This is a genomic window from Pseudomonas sp. W15Feb34 (assembly GCF_023127765.1).
GTDB lineage: Bacteria > Pseudomonadota > Gammaproteobacteria > Pseudomonadales > Pseudomonadaceae > Aquipseudomonas > Aquipseudomonas synxantha_A.
This window is the reverse complement of record NZ_SPKN01000045.1, coordinates 281,406-304,269: the sequence shown is the minus strand read 5'-3', so window position 1 is coordinate 304,269 and position 22,864 is coordinate 281,406. Positions and strand designations below refer to the sequence as shown.

Annotated in this window: 16 protein-coding genes; 8 read left to right on the top strand and 8 right to left on the bottom strand. The window is 61.7% G+C overall.

Translation table 11 applies throughout. From position 1 onward, the window contains the following. Positions 1-93: 93 nt before the first annotated feature. From treP to E4O97_RS23185, 5 genes are all read left to right on the top strand, one after another. Entirely contained in the window at positions 94-1,536 is a 1,443-nt protein-coding gene (gene treP, locus E4O97_RS23205; RefSeq protein ID WP_032879618.1) for a PTS system trehalose-specific EIIBC component, read from the top strand. Positions 1,537-1,655: 119 nt separating this feature from the next. After that, positions 1,656-3,302 (top strand): alpha,alpha-phosphotrehalase, encoded by a 1,647-nt coding sequence (treC, locus tag E4O97_RS23200; protein WP_216092070.1) that lies wholly within the window; start codon positions 1,656-1,658, stop codon positions 3,300-3,302. A gap of 68 nt (positions 3,303-3,370) precedes the next feature. Further along, positions 3,371-4,591, top strand: coding sequence for a carbohydrate porin (locus tag E4O97_RS23195; protein ID WP_078822251.1), 1,221 nt, complete (start codon positions 3,371-3,373; stop codon positions 4,589-4,591). Between the two features lie 85 nt (positions 4,592-4,676). Next, the gene (gene ptsP / locus E4O97_RS23190; RefSeq protein WP_248162350.1) at positions 4,677-7,211 is read left to right on the top strand and encodes a phosphoenolpyruvate--protein phosphotransferase; all 2,535 of its coding nucleotides are present in this window, start codon (positions 4,677-4,679) and stop codon (positions 7,209-7,211) included. Between the two features lie 2 nt (positions 7,212-7,213). Further along, the gene (locus E4O97_RS23185; RefSeq protein WP_248132448.1) at positions 7,214-7,492 is read left to right on the top strand and encodes a PTS transporter subunit EIIB; all 279 of its coding nucleotides are present in this window, start codon (positions 7,214-7,216) and stop codon (positions 7,490-7,492) included. 136 nt (positions 7,493-7,628) lie between these two features. Here the strand turns inward: E4O97_RS23185 and mltF are convergent, their stop codons facing one another. Then, positions 7,629-9,089: a membrane-bound lytic murein transglycosylase MltF gene (gene mltF / locus E4O97_RS23180; RefSeq protein WP_005791148.1), complete on the bottom strand. Its 1,461-nt coding sequence runs from the start codon at positions 9,087-9,089 to the stop codon at positions 7,629-7,631. 286 nt (positions 9,090-9,375) lie between these two features. On the opposite strand from mltF, the gene purL reads away from it, so the two are divergent. From purL to E4O97_RS23165, 3 genes are all read left to right on the top strand, one after another. Then, on the top strand, positions 9,376-13,272 hold the full coding sequence (gene purL, locus E4O97_RS23175) for a phosphoribosylformylglycinamidine synthase (protein WP_032879622.1): 3,897 nt from the start codon (positions 9,376-9,378) through the stop codon (positions 13,270-13,272). A gap of 4 nt (positions 13,273-13,276) precedes the next feature. Continuing rightward, positions 13,277-13,588: an NGG1p interacting factor NIF3 gene (locus tag E4O97_RS23170; protein WP_078822248.1), complete on the top strand. Its 312-nt coding sequence runs from the start codon at positions 13,277-13,279 to the stop codon at positions 13,586-13,588. A 309-nt stretch (positions 13,589-13,897) separates the two neighbouring features. Then, positions 13,898-14,191 carry a DUF6124 family protein gene (locus tag E4O97_RS23165; protein WP_032879623.1) on the top strand — a complete coding sequence of 98 codons (294 nt, stop codon included), beginning with the start codon at positions 13,898-13,900 and terminating at the stop codon, positions 14,189-14,191. Between the two features lie 64 nt (positions 14,192-14,255). On the opposite strand, the gene nagE is transcribed toward E4O97_RS23165, so the two are convergent. From nagE to E4O97_RS23130, 7 genes are all read right to left on the bottom strand, one after another. Further along, complete coding sequence (nagE, locus tag E4O97_RS23160; protein WP_248162347.1) at positions 14,256-15,953, bottom strand: N-acetylglucosamine-specific PTS transporter subunit IIBC; 1,698 nt, start codon at positions 15,951-15,953, stop codon at positions 14,256-14,258. Between the two features lie 26 nt (positions 15,954-15,979). Then, positions 15,980-18,490 (bottom strand): phosphoenolpyruvate--protein phosphotransferase, encoded by a 2,511-nt coding sequence (gene ptsP / locus E4O97_RS23155; protein WP_248162368.1) that lies wholly within the window; start codon positions 18,488-18,490, stop codon positions 15,980-15,982. A 30-nt stretch (positions 18,491-18,520) separates the two neighbouring features. Next, on the bottom strand, positions 18,521-19,543 hold the full coding sequence (locus E4O97_RS23150) for an SIS domain-containing protein (RefSeq protein WP_103734892.1): 1,023 nt from the start codon (positions 19,541-19,543) through the stop codon (positions 18,521-18,523). Next, positions 19,524-20,630, bottom strand: a complete 1,107-nt coding sequence (gene nagA, locus E4O97_RS23145; protein WP_216092065.1) for an N-acetylglucosamine-6-phosphate deacetylase — start codon at positions 20,628-20,630, stop codon at positions 19,524-19,526. Before nagA ends, E4O97_RS23150 begins: the two co-directional genes overlap by 20 nt. 10 nt (positions 20,631-20,640) lie before the next feature. Then, positions 20,641-21,399: a GntR family transcriptional regulator gene (locus E4O97_RS23140; RefSeq protein WP_005791139.1), complete on the bottom strand. Its 759-nt coding sequence runs from the start codon at positions 21,397-21,399 to the stop codon at positions 20,641-20,643. A gap of 261 nt (positions 21,400-21,660) precedes the next feature. Next, positions 21,661-22,164, bottom strand: coding sequence for a L,D-transpeptidase family protein (locus tag E4O97_RS23135; RefSeq protein ID WP_078822242.1), 504 nt, complete (start codon positions 22,162-22,164; stop codon positions 21,661-21,663). A gap of 37 nt (positions 22,165-22,201) precedes the next feature. Beyond that, complete coding sequence (locus E4O97_RS23130) at positions 22,202-22,750, bottom strand: NUDIX hydrolase (protein WP_216092064.1); 549 nt, start codon at positions 22,748-22,750, stop codon at positions 22,202-22,204. Positions 22,751-22,864 lie beyond the last annotated feature (114 nt).

Here is a 22,864-nt window from a genome sequence, read left to right as displayed (position 1 = left end):
TGTTGATTTAACTCGTACAGACGAGTACTTTTCCCTCCTCGGCGTGCTGCCAATGACTGCCACCCATAAAAACAATCACAGTGGAAAACGAGCATGAGCCACGACTATTCGTCTACTGCCCGCGAGATTCTCGAGCACCTCGGGGGCCGCGATAACCTTGAGCAAGCTGCCCATTGCGTGACCCGCCTGCGCCTGGCGCTCAAGGACCCAAGCCTGGTCAACGGCAATGCGTTGAACCAGGTCGATCTGGTCAAGGGCTCGTTCTTTACCGGCGGCCTGTTCCAGGTGGTGATCGGCCCCGGCGAAGTGGAGAAGGTCTATGCCGCCCTGCGCGAACTGACCGGCCTGGCCGCCTCAACCATTGCCGACGTGAAGAAAGCCGGCGGCGACAAGACCAACCCCATGCAGCGTCTGGTGCGGGTGTTTTCCGATGTGTTCATGCCGATCCTGCCCGCGTTGATCATCGCCGGCCTGTTGATGGGCGTGAACAACCTGATGGGCGCCAAGGGCATGTTCATCGAAGGCAAGACGCTGCTGGAGGCCTACCCGAACCTGGATGGCCTGTGGAGCCTGATCAACCTGATGGCAAACACCTCGTTCGTGTTCCTGCCGGCGTTGGTGGGCTGGTCGGCAGCCAAGCGTTTTGGCGGCAGTGAAATCCTCGGCATTGTGCTGGGCCTGATGCTGGTGCACCCCGACCTGCTCAACGCCTGGAACTACGGCAAGGCGGTCGCCGGCCTCGACGGCCAGAGCCTGCCGTACTTCGATATCTTCGGCTGGTTCCAGATCGAGAAGGTGGGTTATCAAGGGCAGATCCTACCGATCCTGATGGCCGCCTTCGTCATGAGCGTGATCGAAAAGTGGCTAAGGGCGCGGGTACCGAATGCGATTCAATTGCTGGTCGTGCCGATCACCACCATCGTTGTCACCGGCGTGCTGGCCCTGGCGATCATCGGCCCGGTCACCCGCCACCTCGGCATCCTGATTACCGAAGGCCTGGTCACCCTGTTTGAGATTGCACCCATGATTGGCGGGGCGATTTTCGGCCTGCTGTATGCGCCATTGGTGATCACCGGTATGCACCACATGTTCCTGGCCGTCGACCTGCAGCTTATTTCGACCCAGGGCGGCACCTTTATCTGGCCAATGATCGTCATGTCCAACCTGGCCCAGGGCAGCGCCGCATTGGGCGTGTTCTACATGACCCGCAATGCGCGGGACAAAAGCATGGCGTCCACCTCGGCAATTTCGGCTTATTTCGGCATCACCGAGCCGGCGATGTTCGGGGTGAATCTGCGCTTCAAGTTCCCGTTCTACGCCGCTCTGCTGGGCTCGGCGCTGGGCAGCATTTTCCTGTCGCTGAACAAGGTGACGGCTTCGGCCATCGGCGTCGGTGGCTTGCCCGGGTTTATCTCGATCGTGCCGAGTGCGATTCCGATGTTTGTGATCGGCATGATCGTGGCGATGGTCGTGCCGTTTGCGCTGACTTGCCTGTTGAGCATGAAGATCATTCGGCCTGGCTACCGGGTCGCCTGATCAATCGCCACCGGGGGCAAGCCAGCTCCCACAGGTTGAACGCATTTCAACTGTGGGAGCTGGCTTGCCTGCGATGAGGCCAGAAGGGCCAGCACCCAACTCTACTGAAGGAACCCACCATGCAAACCTGGCAACACTCGGTGATCTACCAGATCTACCCCAAAAGCTTCCACAGCCACGCGGGTAACGCTACCGGTGACCTGCTGGGCATCGTCGACAAGCTCGACTACTTGCACTGGCTGGGCGTGGATTGCCTGTGGGTCACCCCGTTTTTGCGCTCACCCCAGCGCGACAACGGCTACGACATCAGCGATTACTACGCCATCGACCCCAGCTACGGGACCATGGCCGACTGCGACTTGCTGATCAGCGAAGCGGCCAAGCGCGGCATCAGGCTGATGCTCGACATCGTGGTCAACCACACCTCCGTCGAGCACGAGTGGTTCCAGCAGGCACGCAGCAGCCTCGACAACCCTTACCGCGACTTCTACATCTGGCGCGATCAGCCGAACAACTGGGAGTCCAAGTTCGGCGGCTCGGCCTGGGAATACGAAGCGCAGACTGGCCAGTACTACCTGCATCTGTTCGACCACACCCAGGCCGACCTCAATTGGGACAACCCCAAGGTGCGCGCCGAAGTGTTCAAGATGATGCGCTTCTGGCGTGACAAAGGCGTGGGTGGGTTCCGCCTGGACGTGATCAACCTGATCTCCAAGCCCGCCGATTTCCCCGAAGACACCAGCGACGGCCGCCGCTTCTACACCGACGGCCCGCATGTGCACGAGTACCTGCAGCAAATGCACCGCGAAGTCTTCGACGGCCATGACCTGATCAACGTGGGCGAGATGTCGTCCACCCGCCTGGAACACTGCATTCGCTACTCGAATCCGGCCTCGAAAGAGCTGTCGATGACCTTCAACTTCCATCACCTGAAAGTCGATTACCCCAACCTGCAAAAGTGGGTAAAGGCCGATTTCGATTTCCTGCAACTCAAGCAGATTCTCTCTGATTGGCAGACAGGCATGCAGGCCGGTGGCGGTTGGAACGCGCTGTTCTGGTGTAACCACGACCAGCCACGAGTGGTTTCGCGATTTGGTGATGACGGCGAATATCGCGTGGTCTCGGCCAAGATGCTTGCCACCGCGCTGCACTTCCTCCAGGGCACACCCTATGTGTACCAGGGCGAAGAACTGGGGATGACCAACCCGGGCTTTGACAGGATCGAACAATACCGCGATGTAGAAACCCTGAATATCTTCCGACTCAAGCGCGATGCGGGAGAGTCCGAAGCATCGAGCATGGCGGCGATCATGCAGAAGTCCCGCGACAACGGGCGTACGCCGATGCAGTGGAACAGCCAGGCCAATGCCGGTTTCAGTCGTGGCGAGCCCTGGATTGGCATCCCGGACAACGCCGCGCGCATCAATGTCGAAAGTCAGCTGGATGACCCGGACTCGGTGCTGCATCACTACCGAGCATTGATCGCCCTGCGGCGCCGCGAACCTCTGATCCAGCAAGGCGTTTATCGCCCGCTGCTGCAAGACCATCCCAAGGTTTGGGCGTACCTGCGTGAAGGCCAGGGCGAGCGCCTGCTGGTGCTCAACAACTTCTACGGCACGCCGTGCGAAATCCAATTGCCCGATCAGGTGATCAACGCGGCGTGCGAACAACGTTTGCTGATCAGCAACTACCCCGACTGCCCGGTGCGCACGAGCACGGTGGTGTTGCGCCCTTACGAATCGTTTGTGCTGCACCTCAAGGGCTAAGCCGCCCTACGGGCGATCGCGTCACGCAAGACAGTAAGAAATAACAATAAAAATAAAAGGAGCGCTTCATGAAAACAAAAATAAAGCTGGGTCTTATCGCCTCTTGCCTCGCTGCGCCGTTTGGCGCCCAGGCTCTGGAATTCGCCGGTTACTTGCGCAGCGGCGCAGGCACATCGACGGGCAGTGGCAAGCAGCAATGCTTCCAACTACCGGGGGCGCAAACCAAGTACCGCTTGGGCAACGAATGCGAGCAATACGCTGAGCTGGAATTGCGCCAGGACCTGCTGACCCTCGATGACGGGTCGGTGTTCAGCGTCGATGCCATGGCTTCCCTCTACAACCAGTACGACCGTGCCCTGAAATTCCAGGGCGAAAACAACGGTTCGGCGCGTATGCCGCAGATGTACGCGCAATGGTCCAACCTGCCCAGCCTCAATGGCGGTTCGCTGTGGGCCGGGCGGCGTTACTACAAGCGTAACGACATCCATATCTCCGACTTCTACTACTGGAACCAGAGCGCCACCGGAGGGGGAATCGAGGACGTGCTGATCGGCGGCTTGAAATACAGCTACGCGCTGTCACGCAAGGACAACCTGTACCAGAAGGAATACGCCACCCGTCACGACTTCAACGTCGCAGGTTTCAATACCAACCCTGGCGGCGAGCTGGAGCTTGGCTTGAGCTACATCGCCAAGGCTGGCGGGCGTGACGCCAACAGCGGATGGGCGCTGACCGCGCAGCATGTACAAGCTGCATTCCTGGGGGGCAAGAACAAGTTTGCCCTCCAGTACGGCGAAGGCCCAGGTACCGGCCTGGGCTATACCGGCAATACCGCGTTGGACAGGAGCAGCAAAAGCTACCGGGTAGTGGAGTTCTTCGACTGGCAGGTGACCCCGCGTTTCGGCGGGCAAGTTGAAGCGGTGTACCAGAAAGACGTGCGCCCAGGGCGCCAGGACCAGAATTGGATCTCCCTCGGCGTGCGCCCGGCGTATGCCATCAGCGAGCAATTCAAACTGGTCGCTGAGCTGGGTCACGATCAGGTTGACGCCACGGGGGGCACGCGCAAGTTGAGCAAATTCACGTTCGCTCCGACCTGGTCGCCCAAAGGTCCTGAGTTCTGGGCTCGGCCGGAAGTGCGGTTGTATTACACCTATGCGTCCTGGAACCAGGCGGCCAAGCGTGCGGCCAATGAGCTGGCGGCGGGTTCGGCGTTATCCGATACCGGCGCCTATGGCACGGCGCGGCATGGTTCGAACGTCGGTGTGCAGGTCGAATATTGGTGGAAGTAATCCGGGCTCCCACCTTTGATCTTCGTCATCCTCAACCTTGCATCGACTCAATGATTTTTAAAGAACAACACAAACAGGTGAAGTCATGACCACATCTCAACCCCTGGAACTGCTGGCACCCTTGTCCGGGGTTTTGCTGGCGCTGGATCAGGTGCCCGACCCGGTATTTTCCGGCCGCGTGATTGGCGATGGCCTGTGCATCGACCCCACCTCGCAGACCCTCTGCGCACCGTTGGCCGGGGTGATCAGCAACATTCAGGACAGCGGCCACGCGGTCAGTGTCACCGCCGATAACGGTGTGCAGGTGCTGCTGCATATTGGCCTGGACACCGTGAACCTGGCAGGCCAGGGCTTCACCCGCCTGGTCGAGGACGGCCAACGGGTGGAAGCCGGGCAGCCGCTGATCGAGTTCGATGCCGACGATGTGGCGCTCAATGCACGCAGCCTGTTGACCTTGATGCTCATTGTGAGCGGCGAGCCGTTTGTGCCGTTGGTGGCCGATCAGGTGCTGGTCGAGTCCGGCCAGCCACTGTTGCAGGTTTCACCGGGGCAGATGGCCACTGAGGTGGACGAAGAGGAGGGCAATGCGCTGTTCTCCAAGCCAGTAACCCTGCCCAATGCCAACGGCTTGCACGCCCGACCTGCGGCAGTGTTTGCCCAGGCGGCAAAGGGGTTCAGTTCCAGCATCTTTCTGCACAAGCAAACCTTGAGCGCGAATGCCAAGTCGCTTGTGGCGATCATGGCGCTGCAGACCTCCCAGGGCGATAGCCTGCAGGTGAGCGCGGCGGGCGAGGATGCCGAGGCGGCGATCCAGGCGCTGGTGGCGTTGTTGCTCGACGGCTGTGGCGAGACCTTGCCGGTAGCGGTCGAGAAGATCAGCAGGCCCGCTGCGCCGGCGTCTTCGGCGACCGTGCTGCGGGGTGTCTGCGCATCACCGGGCTCGGCGTTTGGCCAGGTTGTCCAAGTGGCGGAGCAGGCGCTCGATATTCCCGAAGCTGGCGCCGGAGAAACCTTTGAGCGGGCCGCATTGGCGCGTGGCCTACGGGCGGCAAGCGAGGCGCTGCAAGACTTGCAAGCCAAGGCGGCCGGCAGTGCCCAAGCCGAAATTTTCCGCGCCCATCAGGAATTGCTTGAAGATCCAACCCTGCTGGAACAAGCCTATAGCCTGCTGGCCGAGGGCAAGAGTGCCGCCTTTGCCTGGAACCGCGCCACAGTGACGACCGCCCAACTCTTCGAGGGCTTGGGTAAGGCACTGCTCGCTGAACGTGCAGCGGACTTGGCCGATGTTGGTCAGCGCGTACTCAAGTTGATCCTGGGCGTGCCCGAGCGATCCATGGAGCTGCCGGAGTGCGCCATCCTGGTCGCCGAGCAACTGACACCCTCACAAACCGCCGGCCTGGATACCGGTAAAGTCCTGGGCTTCGTCACGGTCGCCGGTGGCGCTACCAGTCATGTGGCAATCCTTGCCCGCGCGCTGGGCCTGCCCTCTGTTTGCGGGGTGCCGAGCCAGGTATTGGCCCTGGCCAACGGCAAACGGGTACTGCTCAATGCCGACAAAGGCGAACTGCATCTGGAGCCGGACCTGGCTGAAATCGAACAATTGCAGGCGGTTCGCCAACAGCAAAAGCTGCGACTGCAACGTGAGGTGGCACAGGCCTCACGGGCGGCGGTCACCCGCGATGGGCATCACGTTGAAGTCACCGCCAATGTCGCCTCGTTGCAGGAAGTGGAGCAGTCCCTGACCCTGGGCGGGGAAGGCGTGGGCCTGCTGCGTTCGGAGTTCCTTTACCTGGACCGCAACCGCGCCCCGAGCGCCGAAGAACAGGCTGGCACTTACAGCGCCATCGCCCGTGCCCTTGGCAGCGAGCGCAACCTGGTGGTGCGCACCCTGGATGTGGGCGGCGACAAGCCCTTGGCCTATGTGCCGATGGAAAGCGAGACCAACCCGTTCCTTGGCCTGCGCGGTATTCGCCTGTGCCTGGAGCGCCCCGAGTTGCTGCGTGAACAGCTGCGCGCGATTCTTGCCAGCGCAGGCCTGGCGCGGCTGCATATCATGTTGCCGATGGTCAGCCTGCTGTCGGAGCTGCACCTGGCGCGCAAGATGCTCGAAGAAGAGGCATTGGCGCTTGGGCTGACCGAGTTACCGAAGCTGGGCATCATGATCGAGGTCCCCAGCGCGGCGCTGATGGCGGATGTGTTTGCGCCTCATGTGGATTTCTTTTCCATCGGCACCAACGACCTGACCCAATACACCCTCGCCATGGACCGCGACCACCCGCGTCTGGCCAGCCAGGCCGACAGTTTCCACCCGGCGGTACTGCGCCTGATCGACATCACGGTCAAAGCGGCCCATGCCCACGGCAAGTGGGTGGGGGTATGTGGTGCGCTGGCCTCCGAAACAGTGGCAGTGCCGGTATTGATCGGGCTCGGCGTGGATGAGCTGTCGGTCAGCGTGCCGCTGATCCCGACCATCAAGGCCACCGTGCGTGAGCTGGACCTGCACGACTGCCAGATCATCGCCCGCCAGGTGCTGGGCCTGGAAGAAGCCAATCAAGTGCGTGAGGCCCTGCGCCTGTACCACGCGGCCACCGTTGAAACCTCATCTGTCGTGGAGCACTGAGCATGTTCGAGAAATTGCAGCGGGCGTTCTGGAAAGCCCTGACCCCGGACCTGGTGGCCGAGGCAGTTGCCGCGCCGACACCGAGACTGTTGTCGGCCGAGGTGCTGAGTGCATTGGGCGGGGAGGGGAACGTTACGTCACAGCAGCGCGTGGCGCTGACGCGTGTGAGGGTGCAATTGAAGGAGGTGGGTGGGTTGGATGAGTCGGCGTTGAAGGCTGCCGGTGTACCCGCAGTAATGGTACTGCCGGGCGGCGTGGTCCATCTGCTCACCGGCCTATAAGGCTACGATGATCAAATGTGGGAGCCGGGCTTGCCCGCGATAGCAGTGTGTCAGGCGCCGAATACCTTGACTGTCAGGCCGCCATCGCGGGCAAGCCCGGCTCCCACAGGGATTTGCGGTGTGCGGGCTGTCGTGGTCAGAGTTGAGGGCTGTCCTGCGGCGGCTTGGTCTTGTCCACACCCGGCACATGCAGGTTGCCTTCCACCACCTGGTTGCCTTCCAGCTGCGGCTGGGTCACCCAGGTGAGAATGTCGTAGTAACGCCGGATGTTCGCCACAAAATGCACCGGCTCGCCGCCACGCGCATAACCATAGCGGGTCTTGCTGTACCACTGCTTCTGCGACAAGCGCGGCAGCATCTTCTTCACGTCCAGCCACTTGTTCGGGTTCAGGCCTTCTTTCTTGGCCAGGATACGTGCATCGTCCAGATGACCGGTGCCGACGTTATAGGCGGCGAGGGCAAACCAGGTGCGGTCGGGCTCGGCGATCTTGTCGTCCAGCTCATCCTTGATCCTGGCCAGGTACTTGGCGCCGCCCATGATGCTCTGCTTGGGGTCCAGGCGGTTGGACACGCCCATGGCTTGAGCGGTGTTCTGGGTCAGCATCATCAGGCCGCGCACGCCGGTCTTGGAGGTGACCGTCGGTTGCCACAGCGATTCCTGGTAGCCGATGGCTGCCAGCAGCCGCCAATCGACTTTCTCTGCCTTGGCATAGGCACGAAAGTGCTTCTCGTACTTGGGCAGGCGTTGTTGCAGATGCTGGGCAAAGGTATAGGCGCCCACATAGCCGAGTACGTCGACATGTCCGTAATAGCGGTCTTTCAGACGCTGCAACGTGCCGTTCTTCTCGACCTTGTCCAGGTAGCTGTTGATTTCGTTGAGCAGGCTGTTGTCGTCGCCTGCCGCCACGGCCCAGCTTTGGTTGCTGGCATTGCCGAGGTCGAACGCCACGCGCACATTGGGAAAGTACACCTGGTTCATGGCGACTTCGTTGGAGTCCACCAGGGTCAGGTCGATCTGCCCCTCGTCAACCATGCGCAGCAGGTCGACTACTTCAACGGCGTCGGACTCTTCGTATTCGATTGCAGGATTCTGTTTCTTCAGCGCCGCTAGTTGTTCGGCGTGGGTGCTGCCCTTGAGCACCATGATCTTCTTGCCCGCCAGATCGGCTGCATTGGTGGGGCGCGATTGGCCGTTGCGATAGATGATCTGCGGGGTCACTTCCAGGTACGGGTGGGAAAAACGCACCTGCTGCTGGCGCTGCTCGCTGCTGACTAAACCGGCGGCGGCCAGAACCGGGCCGTTGGGTTTGCCCAGCTGACCGAACAGGTCATCGAGGTTGTCGGCGGTCTCGATTTCCAGCTTCACGCCCAGCTCGTCGGCAAAACGCTTGACCAGTTCATATTCGAACCCGGTCTCCCCGTTACGGTCCTGGAAATACGTGGCCGGACTGTTCCGGGTGACCACCCGCAATACGCCATCCTCCTTGATTCGCTCAAGCGTGCTGGGCTTATCAACACAGGCACTGAGCGTCAGGAAGAGCAGGGTGGCGATGAGCCATTTGACCCATCGCGGGCGCAAAACAGTTGGGGAGAACATCTGCGCAGTATACGCAAACGGCCCGTGGCGCCATATCTCGACAGCGCTGCACTTGTCTGCTAGCGCGGTTAAAACTGTGCTGCAGCCCGCAGAAACGCGGCCTGGAGCGCCATTGTGACGGTTAAAATAACTGCCCTCGACACCGCGGATTTCCTGCCGATGCCGTGCAAACCCTGCCAACTGACGTTCGGCAGCGGCCACCGGTGCCGTTTCGGGTGCCGTTGGCGAAGGTTTACGCTAGAATGCACGGCCTCAAAGCACACCCCTTCCCGAGGCTGTCCCGAAGATGTTGATCCTGCGCGGCGCTCCTGCCCTTTCTGCCTTTCGCCACAGCAAACTCCTTGAGCAACTGAGCCAGAAGGTTCCAGCTGTTACAGGCCTTTACGCTGAATTTGCTCACTTCGCCGACGTTACCGGCGTCTTGACCGCCGACGAACAGCAAGTGCTGGCACGCCTTCTGAAGTACGGCCCAAGCGTTCCCGTTCAAGAGCCGACTGGCCGCTTGTTCCTGGTTCTGCCGCGGTTCGGCACCATCTCGCCCTGGTCGAGCAAGGCCAGTGACATCGCCCGCAACTGCGGCCTGGATAAAATCCAGCGCCTGGAGCGTGGGATCGCCTTTTACGTCGCTGGCCAGTTCAGCGATGCCGAAGCCGAGCTGATCGCCAGCAGCCTGCACGACCGCATGACCCAGATCATCGTCAGCCAGTTGGAACAGGCTGCCGGCCTGTTCAGCCACGCAGAGCCCAAGCCGCTGACCGCGATTGACGTGCTCGGCGGCGGCCGCGCCGCCCTCGAGAAGGCCAACACCGAGCTGGGCCTGGCCCTGGCCGAAGACGAGATCGACTACCTGGTCAACGCCTTCACCGGCTTGAAGCGCAACCCCCACGACATCGAACTGATGATGTTCGCCCAGGCCAACTCCGAGCACTGCCGTCACAAGATCTTCAACGCCAGTTGGGATATCGATGGTCAGAGCCAGGAAAAAAGCCTGTTCGGCATGATCAAGAACACCTACGTGATGCACAGCGAAGGCGTTCTGTCGGCTTACAAGGACAACGCCTCGGTGATCGTCGGCTCCGTTGCCGGCCGTTTCTTCCCGGACCCGGAAACCCGCCAGTACGGCGCGGTGCAGGAGCCGGTGCACATCCTGATGAAGGTTGAAACCCACAACCACCCGACCGCGATTGCCCCGTTCCCGGGCGCAGCCACCGGGTCTGGCGGCGAAATCCGTGACGAAGGCGCCACCGGCCGTGGCGCCAAGCCCAAGGCGGGCCTCACCGGTTTTACCGTGTCCAACCTGCAGATTCCGGGCTTCGAACAGCCGTGGGAAGTGCCGTACGGCAAGCCTGAGCGCATCGTCACCGCGCTGGACATCATGATCGAAGGCCCGCTGGGCGGCGCCGCGTTCAATAACGAATTCGGGCGTCCGGCGCTGACCGGTTATTTCCGTACCTTCGAACAGTCCATCACCACCCCGCGTGGCGATGAAGTGCGCGGCTATCACAAGCCGATCATGTTGGCCGGCGGCATGGGCAACATCCGCGAAGAACACGTCAAGAAAGGCGAGATTCTGGTCGGCTCCAAGCTGATCGTGCTTGGCGGCCCGGCGATGTTGATCGGCCTGGGCGGCGGCGCGGCTTCCTCCATGGCCACCGGCACCAGCTCGGCAGACCTGGATTTTGCTTCCGTACAGCGCGAAAACCCTGAGATGGAACGCCGCTGCCAGGAAGTCATCGACCGTTGCTGGCAATTGGGCGACAAGAACCCGATCAGCTTCATCCACGACGTCGGCGCCGGCGGTTTGTCCAACGCCTTCCCGGAACTGGTCAACGATGGCGACCGCGGTGGCCGTTTCGAACTGCGCAACATTCCAAACGACGAGCCGGGCATGGCCCCGCACGAAATCTGGAGCAACGAATCCCAGGAACGTTACGTGTTGGCCGTCGGCCCTGAAGACTTCGCACGCTTCCAGGCCATCTGCGAACGTGAGCGTTGCCCGTTTGCCGTGGTCGGCGAAGCCACTGCCGAGCCGCAGCTGACGGTTACCGATAGCCACTTCGGCAACAGCCCGGTAGACATGCCGCTGGAAGTGCTGCTGGGCAAAGCCCCGCGCATGCACCGTTCGGCGGTACGTGAAAACGAACTGGGCGATGATTTCGACCCAAGCACGCTGGAGCTGGCCGACAGCATTGAGCGCGTGCTGCACCACCCGGCCGTGGCGAGCAAAAGCTTTTTGATCACCATCGGCGACCGCACCATCACTGGCCTGGTTGCCCGTGACCAAATGGTTGGCCCATGGCAGGTGCCGGTGGCCGACGTTGCCGTCACCGCCACCAGCTTCGACGTGTATACCGGTGAAGCCATGGCCATGGGCGAGCGCACGCCGCTGGCCCTGCTGGACGCACCGGCGTCGGGCCGCATGGCCATTGGTGAAACCCTCACCAACATCGCCGCCTCGCGTATCGGCAAGCTGTCCGACATCAAACTGTCGGCCAACTGGATGTCCGCTGCCGGCCACCCCGGTGAAGATGCGCGCCTGTACGACACCGTCAAGGCTGTCGGCATGGAGCTGTGCCCGGAACTGGGTATCACCATTCCGGTGGGCAAGGACTCCATGTCCATGGCCACTCGTTGGAATGATGAAGGCACCGACAAGAGCGTCACCTCGCCACTGTCGCTGATCGTCACCGGTTTCGCACCGGTCACCGACATCCGCCAGACCCTGACCCCGCAACTGCGCATGGACAAGGGCACCACCGACCTGATCCTGATCGACCTGGGACGTGGCCAGAACCGCATGGGTGCCTCGATCCTGGCGCAGACCCATGGCAAGTTGGGCAAACAGGCACCGGACGTCGATGACGCCGAAGACCTGAAAGCCTTCTTCGCCGTGATCCAGGGCCTCAACGCCGACGGTCACCTGCTGGCTTACCACGACCGTTCCGACGGTGGTTTGCTGACCAGCGTTGTCGAAATGGCCTTCGCCGGTCACTGCGGCCTGAATATCGTGCTCGACAGCGTTGCCGAGGATGCTGCGGAAATCAACGGCATCCTGTTCAACGAAGAGTTGGGCGCCGTGATCCAGGTTCGCCAGGACGCGACTCCGGACGTACTCGCACAATTCAGCGCTGCCGGCCTTGCCGAATGCGTGGCGGTGATTGGCCAGCCGATCAACAACGGCGAAGTCAATATCTCGTTCAACGGCGACACGGTCTTTACCGGTCAGCGCCGCTTGCTGCAACGCCAGTGGGCCGAGACCAGCTACCAGATCCAGCGCCTGCGCGACAACGCCGACTGCGCCGAGCAGGAATTCGACGTGATCCTGGAAGAAGACAACCCGGGCCTGAGCACCATGCTCAGCTTCGACGTCAACCAGGACATCGCCGCGCCTTACATCAAGAAGGGCATTCGCCCACAGGTTGCCGTACTGCGTGAGCAGGGCGTCAACGGTCAGGTGGAAATGGCCGCGGCGTTCGATCGCGCCGGTTTCAATGCGATTGACGTGCACATGAGCGATATCCTCGCCGGTCGCGTTGATCTCAACGAGTTCAAAGGCCTGGTGGCCTGCGGTGGTTTCTCCTACGGCGACGTGCTGGGTGCCGGTGAAGGCTGGGCCAAGTCGGCCCTGTTCAACAGCCGTGCTCGCGACGCGTTCCAGGGCTTCTTCGAACGCAACGACAGCTTCACCCTGGGTGTGTGCAACGGTTGCCAGATGATGTCCAACCTCAGCGAACTGATCCCGGGCAGCGAGTTCTGGCCGCACTTTGTGCGCAACCGTTCCGAGCAGTTCGAAGCCCGTGTCGCCATGGTGCAGGTGCAGGAGTCCAACTCGATCTTCCTGCAAGGCATGGCAGGTTCGCGTATGCCAATCGCCATCGCCCACGGTGAAGGCCATGCCGAGTTCGCCAGCGAAGAAGCGCTGCTTGAAGCCGACCTGTCCGGCACCGTGGCCCTGCGTTTCGTCGACAACCACGGCAAGGTCACCGAAAGCTACCCGGCCAACCCGAACGGCTCGCCACGCGGCATTACCGGCCTCACCAGCCGCGACGGCCGCGTGACCATCATGATGCCGCACCCGGAGCGCGTATTCCGCGCCGTGCAGAACTCGTGGCGCCCGGAAGAGTGGAACGAAGACGGCGCCTGGATGCGCATGTTCCGCAACGCTCGCGTGTGGGTGAACTAAGGCCGTGTACAAGCTCGCCTTCTTCGTGCCCCACAGCCATGTGGAGACGGTGAAAACCGCCGTCTTCGCAGCCGGCGGCGGGCGCATCGGCGACTACGACAGCTGCGCCTGGCAAGTGCTGGGCCAGGGCCAATTCCGCGCGTTGGACGGCAGTCAGCCGTTTATCGGGCAGGTCGGCCAGGTTGAAGTGGTTGAGGAATGGAAGGTTGAGCTGGTGGTGGCGGATGAGTTGATTGTGGCTGTTGTGGCTGCCTTGAAACTCAGTCATCCGTATGAGACACCGGCGTATGAGGTGTGGCAGTTGGCGGATTTTTGATCGGCTGGCTGCATAAACAAGAAACCCGCTGGGCCAGTTTGGTCAGCGGGTTTTTTGTTGGCTGTAAGTGCCAATCGCAGGCAAGCCAGCTCCCACATTTGACCCCGTTGTCAGACCGTACATCAATCCCATGTGGGAGCTGGCTTGCCTGCGATGGCGTCGGTGCAAGCGCCTCAGACCTTTCCGACAAGCCTTTCAGGTTGTCCGTCGGAACTCGCACAACTAACCTTCTCGAGTCGCTGCCAATTCAGTGACCGGGACTGCAAGCCTGAAAAATCACTAGGAGCCTATTCCATATGGAGTTTAATGATGATCAGCGACAACTTGCTAACTGGTTCAATCTCATCTCAAGCCGAGTCCCGCCAAGCTGGTGATTTACCGTCCGACCAGATCTTCACCGTAATACCCAGTCTGAACAGCGAAACCCTGCTCGCCAATGCTTCCCAAGACCTGGCATCCGTGCAGGCACTGGCGGGTCATCTGGCTTTTGATGTCGACGGTCCGCAGCGTGATGCCGTGCTGGGGATTCATCGGATGGTGGAGGGTATTCAGTTGATGGTGGATCGGGTGCTGGATTTAGTTGAGGTGCCTGAGCAGAAGTAATCAGGCGCCTGTGAGGGCCAATCGGGAGCAAGCCCCCGATGAGGCCAGAAAAGCCACTACCGCTCTAAACCCTGGCGCCGACCTCACTGACCAACCGCTCCAACGCCTCACCCAAGCCAGAGGCCTTGTCACCAATTAACAAGTGCCAAACACCGCTTTCAAGCTGACTCACACCCTGGCAACCAAGTGTAATGAGCTGAGCTTCAGACAAGCGCGAATCATCCCCCAACTCCACCCGCAACCGAGTGATCGCCACCGCTTCCAGTTGGCGCACATTCTCTCGGCCACCCAACGCATTCAGCCATTTCTCGGCCTCCTGCACATTCACCGTCACGGGCTTATCCACAGGTGCAACCGCTACAGGCGCTGCAACAAACCCTGGCATGGCCAAACGAATTTCATCAGCAATGCTATCGGCCATCGGCCCGACCACCACCTGCAAACTCCCGCCGTTACCCGGGCGCACTACAGCCATGGCGCCCAGTGCTTTCAGTTCAGCATCCACCGCCTTGTTGCGATCCACCATGTCCAACCGCAGCCGCGTGGTGCATGCACCCACACTCAGCAAGTTCTCAGCACCACCCAGCGCCTGGATATATGCCGTGGCACGCTGGTTATCACTCATCGCTTCAGCCTGCACCACCTGGATATCTTCACGCCCCGGTGTTTTGAGGTTAAAGCGGCGGATGCAGTAGCTGAACACCGTGTAGTAGATCACCGAGTAGGCCAGGCCCACCGGTACCACCAGCCAGCCATTGGTGGACTTGCCCCAACCCAGCACCATGTCGATAAACCCACCGGAGAAGGTAAACCCGAGGTGGATATTCAACATATTGGTGACTGCCATCGACAGGCCCGTCAGCACGGCATGGATCAGGTACAGGAACGGTGCCAGGAACATGAACGCAAATTCAATCGGTTCAGTCACCCCGGTCAAAAACGAAGTCAGCGCCATCGACAGAAAGATCCCGCCCATGACTTTACGGCGCTCTGGCAACGCATTGCGGTACATCGCCAGGCACGCAGCCGGCAGGCCGAACAGCATCACCGGGAACATGCCGGTCATGAACTGGCCGCCTTTGGGGTCGCCGGCAAAGTAGCGGGTCAGGTCGCCGGTCACCACCGCGCCGGTTGCCGGGTCGGTAAACGTGCCGAACACGAACCACGCCATATTGTTGAGGATATGGTGCAAGCCAGTGACGATCAGCAGGCGGTTGAACACGCCAAACACGAACGCACCCAGGCTGCCGCTTTCCATCAACAACACGCCAAAGCTGTTGATGCCGTGCTGGATCGGCGGCCAGATCAGACCGAAGATCACGCCCAGGCCCACCGCCGAAAAACCGGTGACAATCGGCACAAAGCGTCGCCCACCAAAGAACGCCAGGTACTCCGGCAGCTTGATGTCCTTGAAGCGGTTATACAGCCCGCCCGCCATCAGGCCACTGGCGATACCGGCGAGCATGCCCATGTTGATGGTGGTATCCATCACCTTGAGGGTCGAGATCATCACCAGGTAGCCAATCGCCCCGGCCAGGCCGGCGGTGCCGTTGTTGTCGCGGGCAAAGCCCACGGCGATGCCGATGGCGAAGATCAGCGCCAGGTTGGCGAAGATCGCCTGCCCGGCATCGTGCATCACCGCGATGTTGAGCAAGTCGGTGTCGCCCAGGCGCAGCAAGAGGCCGGCGATTGGCAGGATCGCAATCGGCAGCATCAGCGCGCGGCCCAGGCGTTGCAGGCCTTCGATAAAGTGTTGGTACATGGCGTGTCTCCCTATTCTTGTTGTTTTCAGCTCAGCGGCCAGTGGTGTTGACAGGCTTGGCGAACGGCCTTGGCGCTGCTCAGGTCGAGCAGCTCAAGGCTCAGTTGCCGGCATTGCGCCGCGTCCAGGTGGCGGACGCGGTCCTTGATTTCGCCGATCTGCGGCGGGCTCACCGACAGTTCGCTGACCCCCAGGCCGACCAGTACCGGCGTGGCCAGTGGGTCAGATGCCAAGGCACCGCACACACCGACCCAACGCCCGTGTTTCGCCGCACCGGTGCAGGTTTGGGCGATCAGCCGCAGCAAGGCAGGATGCAGCGCATCAACGCGGGCGGCCAAGCCTGCGTGGTCGCGGTCCATCGCCAGGGTGTACTGGGACAGGTCATTGGTGCCGATGGATAAAAAGTCCGCGTGTTCGGCCAACTGCTCGGCCATCAGCGCGGCGGCGGGCACTTCGATCATCACGCCCAGCTCGGGGCGCTGCGTCAGCTCCAGCTCCACGCACAGTTCATCCAGGCGCTGGCGAATCTGCAGCAGTTCATCCACCTCGCTGACCATCGGCAACAGGATGCGGCAGCGCGCCAACGGCGAGACTTGCAGCAGGGCGCGCAGTTGCTGGTCGAGCAGTTCAGGGCGCACCTGGGCCATGCGAATACCGCGCAGGCCCAGCACCGGGTTCGCCTCGACGGGCAGCGGCAGGTAATCGAGCTGCTTGTCGCCACCCACATCGATGGTGCGGATGATCACCGACTTGTCACCCATGGCATCCAGCACGGCCTGATAAGCCTGGCGTTGCTCCTGCTCATCCGGCGCGGTACGGCGGTCGACGAACAGAAATTCAGTGCGCAGCAGGCCGACGCCATCGGCGCCGTTGTCAAACGCCACCTGGGCTTCGGCGCTGGAGGCGACATTCGCCGCCACTTCAACCGTCACGCCATCGGTGGTGAGTGCCGGTTGCCGGGCTTGGGCCTGTTGTTGCTGGCGTCGTAATTTCTGTGTTTCGCGAATCTGGTGAACTTCGGCGTGGCGCGCTTCACTGGGGGCCAGTTCCAGGCGGCCGTTGGCGGCATCGAGCACTACCCGTTGGCCTTGGGGCACATCAAGCACTTCATTGCCCAGGGCGACGAGACACGGCAGGCCTTTGCCCCGGGCCAAAATCGCCACATGGGAGGTCGCACCGCCTTCGGCCATGCAGATGCCAGCGGCGTGTTGCGCGCTCAGTTGCAGCAAGTCCGAAGGTGTCAGCTCATGGGCACTGACAATCGCCCCCGCCGGCAATTCGAAATGCCAGGCTTCACCCAGCAACGCACGCAGCACCCGTTGTTGAAGGTCTCGCAGGTCATTGGCGCGCTCGGCAAACAGTGGTTTGCCCAACGCCAGCAGCACGGCGCATTGGGCCTGGATCGCATCACGCCAGGCGTGGGTGGCGGCGCTGCCTTGTTCGATGGCAGCGGTGGCTGCGTCGAGTAATGCCGGGTCTTCCAGCAGGGCGAGGTGGGCGGCAAAGATCTCTTCTTCTTCGACGTTTTTGCGTTGGCGCGCTTGGTCCAGCGTATTGCGGATTTCGCCGCGCACTTGCTCAAGGGCGGCATCCAGGCGTTGCAGTTGTTCGTCGACGCTATGATTGCCGCTGTCTTGCGGCAGTTCGATGCCCGTCAGGCGGAACAATGGCCCACATACCAGACCGGGTGCCGCGCATACGCCTTGCAGCACATTGGCTTCGGTATTCGCCCGGCGTGGCGTGGCGGCGACTGGTGCGTGGTGTTCCTCGTGAACCGCCACCGACAACGCGGCGACCAGGGCCTGCAACGCCGCCTCGCAATCTTTGCCGCGAGAGGTCACCCGTACCTCGTCACCTTCGCCAATACCCAGCCCCATCAGGCCGATCAGGCTGTCGCAAGCCGCGGTCTTATCACCGAAGTGCAGCTGCGATTGGCTGCTGAAGCCCTGGGCAGTCTTGCGGATCAGCGCGGCAGGGCGCGCATGCAAGCCGCCACGGTGGGTGATGCGCACCGTGGCGCTCACTTGCGCGACCGAGTTATCCACAGCGGTTTGAACCGGCGCGGATGTGCGCAGGGCAATCCGCATCAGTGATTCACCGAGCTTCACGGTCTTGCTCGCGATGGGTTGCAGTTCGAAGCGGTCACTGTTGGTCAGGATGATCAGGCTCACCAGGCTTTTGCACTGGCGCGCTATGCGGTCCAGGTCAAACTGCACCAACGGCTGGCCCTCGCTCACCCGTGCGCCATCCTTCACCAGCAAGGCAAAGCCTTCGCCATTGAGCTCCACGGTGTCGATGCCCACGTGCATCAGCACTTCGGCACCGTTGTCGGCGCGGATGGTCAATGCATGACCGGTGCGGGCGACATGGATGATCACGCCGTCACAGGGCGCATGCAGGCAATCGTTCAACGGGTCGATGGCAATCCCGTCGCCCATGGTGCCGCTGGCGAACACTTCGTCGGGGACGCGGTTCAGGGCCAGCACCGGCCCACTCAAGGGGGCGCTTAAGGTCAATGGATTATTGTTGTTGGGCATGGGCACGGTACTCATCAGGAAAACGCCGCTTTAGTGCGTGCGGGTGACTTTGCTCAGGTGGCGCGGCTGGTCCGGGTCCATGCCCCGTGCCTCAGCCAAGCCTGCGGCCATCACGTAGAAGCTCTGGATCGCCAGGATCGGGTCCAGGCTCGGGTGTTCGGCGCGACTAAGGGTCAGGTCGCGTTCGGCGATATCGTCCGGTGCGGCCAGCAGCACCCGGGCGCCGCGTTGGCGCATATCGGCGGCCAGGCTCAACAGGCCGGGCTGCTCGGCGCCGCGTGGGGCGAACACCAGTAGCGGGTAGTTTTCGTCGATCAAGGCCATCGGCCCGTGGCGTACCTCGGCGCTGCTGAAGGCTTCGGCCTGGATCGCCGAGGTTTCCTTGAGCTTGAGCGCTGCTTCCTGGGCGATTGCAAACCCGGCGCCGCGGCCGATTACCATCAATTGCTGGCAGTCGCGCAGGGCCTCGATGGCTTGGGTCCAATCTTGCCGGGCGGCTTCACGCAAACCGTCGGGCAGCGCCTGGCAGGCTTGGAGCAACTCGGTTTCCTGGTTCCAGTAGCCGATCAATTGCGCGCTGGCGCTGAGGGTGGCGATAAAGCTCTTGGTCGCGGCCACGCTTTGTTCCGGGCCGGCGCACAACGGCACATGGAATTCACAGGCAGCTTCCAGCGGCGAGTCTTCGGCGTTCACCAGCGAGATGCTCAGGGCGCCGCGCTTGCGCAGCAGTCGCAGGCTGTTGACCAGGTCCGGGCTCTGCCCCGACTGGGAGAACCCAAACGCCACCTGGCCGCTGACTTTCATCGGCGCCTGCAACAGGGTCACCACCGACATCGGCAACGACGCCACCGGGATGCCCACATGCTGCATGGCCAGGTAGGCGAAGTAGCTGGCGGCGTGGTCGGAGCTGCCGCGGGCAATGGTCATCGCCACTTGCGGCGGCTGGCGACGCAGGCGACCGGCCACTTCTTCCAGCAGCGGATTCAGGCGTTGCAGTTGTGCCGCAACGGCGTCGCAGGAGGCCAGGGCCTCTTCAAGCATTTTTGAAGTCAATGGTTTCTCCTTCGACCATTACGTCGGTGAGTGTCAGGGAGCGGTCCAGGCGCACGCAGTCGGCATAGCTGCCGGGTTGCAGGCGGCCGCGTTCTTCCAGGCCCAGGTAGTCCGCAGGAAATTGCGACAGGCGTTGTGAGGCTTCGCTGATGGGCAGGCCGATTTTCACCAGGTTGCGCAGCGCCTGGTCCATGGTCAGCGTGCTGCCGGCCAGGGTGCCGTCGGCCAGGCGTACGCCACCCAGGCATTTGGTCACGGTGTGGCTGCCCAGCTTGTATTCGCCATCGGGCATACCGGCGGCGGCGGTGGAGTCGGTCACGCAGTACAGGCATGGGATCGAGCGCAGGGCCACGCGCATGGCACCGGGATGCACATGGAGCAGATCCGGGATCAGCTCGGCGTATTGGGCGTGGGCCAGCGCGGCGCCGACGATGCCTGGCTCGCGGTGATGCAGCGGGCTCATGGCGTTGTACAAATGGGTAAAGCTGGTGGCGCCGGCGGCGAGGGCGGCGACGCCTTCTTCATAGCTGCCCAGGGTGTGGCCGATCTGCATGCGCACGCCGCGTTGGCTGAGGGCGCGGATCAGGCCGTCATGGCCGGCGATTTCCGGGGCGATGGTGATCACTCGGATCGGCGCCAGGCGCAGGTAGTCTTCGACTTCGGCCATCAACGCGGTGTGGGCGAAGTTGGGTTGGGCGCCGAGTTTGCCCGGGTTGATGTAGGGGCCTTCCAGGTGCACGCCCAGTACCCGGGCGCTGCCTGTCGGGCGTTGCTCGCAGAACCTGCCGAGTTCACCGAGGACGCTGGTGATTTCTTCCACCGGCGCCGTCATGGTGGTGGCCAATAGCGAGGTGGTCCCAAAACGCACGTGGGTGCGGGTAATGGTCTCGAAGGCCTGCGCCCCTTCCATGATGTCGGCACCGCCACCGCCGTGTACATGCAGGTCGATAAAGCCTGGCAGCAGGTAGGGCAGGTCGTTGTCAGCCGGGTCGCAAGGCGTGCCTTCGATGGCAACCACCTTGCCGTGTTCGTGCACCAGGCGGCCGCGCATCCAGCCGTTGGGCGTGAGGATATTGTCTTCTGACATGGGCAGTTCTCTAAATTCGCAATTCGGCGGAGTAGTCATGACGGCGCAGCTCTGCGACAAAGTCGTAGTAGTCGTTGCGGCAGTAGGTGTCGGTGATTTCAATCGGCGTGTTGTCGGCGGTGTAGCCCACGCGGGTCATCAGCAGCATGGCGGTGCCGGGGGCGATGCCCACCAGCTTGGCGAACTCGTCCGAGGCGTTGATCGCCTGGATATGTTGCAGGGCGCGCACGATGGGCTTGCCGATGCCTTCCAGGTATTCGTACAGCGAATTGCCGATGGCTTGCGGGTGCGGCAACACCGAGGCGGGCATGGCGGTCATTTCAATCGCCATCACCGTGTCATCGGCTTTGCGCAAACGCTTGAGGCGCGCCACTTTGTCGGTAGGTGACAGGCACAGGCGGATCAGCTCTTCGTGGGTCGGCGGGGTGATGTCGCGCTCCAGCCACTGGGAGGTGGGCACAAAGCCCTTGAGCCGCAGCATTTCGCTGAACCCCGACAAGCGCGACAAGGGTTGTTCCAGGCGCGGCGTGATAAAGGTGCCGGAGCCCTGGCTGCGGCGGATCAGGCCCTGGGCAAGCAACACTTCCAGCGCTTTACGGGCAGTGACCCGCGAGATGCTCAACTGCTCGCTGAGCGCACGCTCCGAGGGCAGGGCCTGCTCGGATTTCCACTGGCCGGCATGGATCGCGGCTTCAAGGCTGCGAGCCAGTTGCAGGTACAGCGGCGTGGATTGCTTGTCGTCGGGGCGCAGGGCCAGGATGGGATTCATCTGTCAGGTTTCCGATGCGTTATTGGAGTGTTGTCGCCCGGTAATGGCCGGAAATTAATACCACTTAAATACCATGTCAATGCTACCAAAAGTGCGCAGGTACCGGTTTTAGCGCATCTCAACGGTGCGCGGTATCAAGTGGTATTAGAGAGGTCTTTGTTGCGTGCACAAATGCGCAGCTCGCTCGGTGAACTGGTATTCACTGGCGCGGGCTGCCTGGGGCAGGAATTATTTTCGAATTATTTTACGAACGGTCCTGGATCAGGGCCGAATCTCGATCATGGTGCCGTCTTTGACCAGGCTCCAGACTTCGCGCATGTCCACGTTGCGCATGCCGATGCAGCCGTCGGTCCAGTCCAGGGTGTGAAACCACTGTTCCGGGTAGTCTTCGGTGTCGGGCGTGCCGTGGATCATGATCATGCTGCCCGGTTTTACCCCTTCGCGGCGGGCGCGGGCGGCGTCGCTGATGTTCGGGTAGGAGATGTGCATGGCCAGGTTGAAGCGGTCGCTGGTCTTGCGCCAGTCGATCCAGTAGAAACCCTCGGGGGTACGGCGGTCGCCTTCGATCAGCTTGTGGCCCTTGGGGTTCTTGCCCAGGGAAATGCGATAGGTCTTGAACGGTTTGCCGTCGTTGATCAATTGCAGCTGATGAGCGGACTTGAGCACCAGGACTTTTTCGACCGGTTTGCCGCCCAGGGTGACTTGGGTTGTGGCTGGCGACAGCGTGGCGAACGACAGGCAGATCAGAGCAAGCAACCAGCGCATTGAAACGGTATCCCTTTGGCGACAATCGGCCGGCTTGTTATTGGGCGGGCTTGGACAGCGGTGGCACGGACTCGCTGCGCACCGGGTACACCTGTTGGCGACGGTCAGCGAAAAAGCATTCTAAGGTACGCCCGACCGTGCGGAAAGCCAGCTCGGACCAAGGGATATCAGCTTGATCGAACAGCTTCACTTCAAGGCTTTCCGGGCCTGCGGCAAAATCCAGGTCGATCAGCTCGGCGCGGTAGAAAATATGCACCTGGCTGATGTGCGGCACATTGATCAGGGTATAGATGCTCAGGTTGCGCACGCGGGCGCAGGCTTCTTCCAGGGTTTCACGCATGGCCGCCTGTTCGACGGTTTCACCGTTTTCCATAAAACCTGCGGGCAGGGTCCAGTAACCCAGGCGTGGCTCGATGGCGCGGCGGCACAGCAACACTTTGTCGCCCCACACCGGCACGGTGCCGGCGACGATATTGGGGTTCTGGTAATGAATGGTCGAACAGTGATCACACACAAAACGCAGGCGTGCGTCGCCTTCGGGAATACGTTGGGTAACCGGTTTACCGCACTGGCTGCAGAAATTCATGCTGGGGTTCCTGGAGAATGGGCACATCTTGGCTTGGTGCCGGGCGTTCCTGCAAGTTGTCGTTTCGCGACATGCACCGGGTTTTGGGCTTGGGCGCCCGCACGCTTTGGTGCA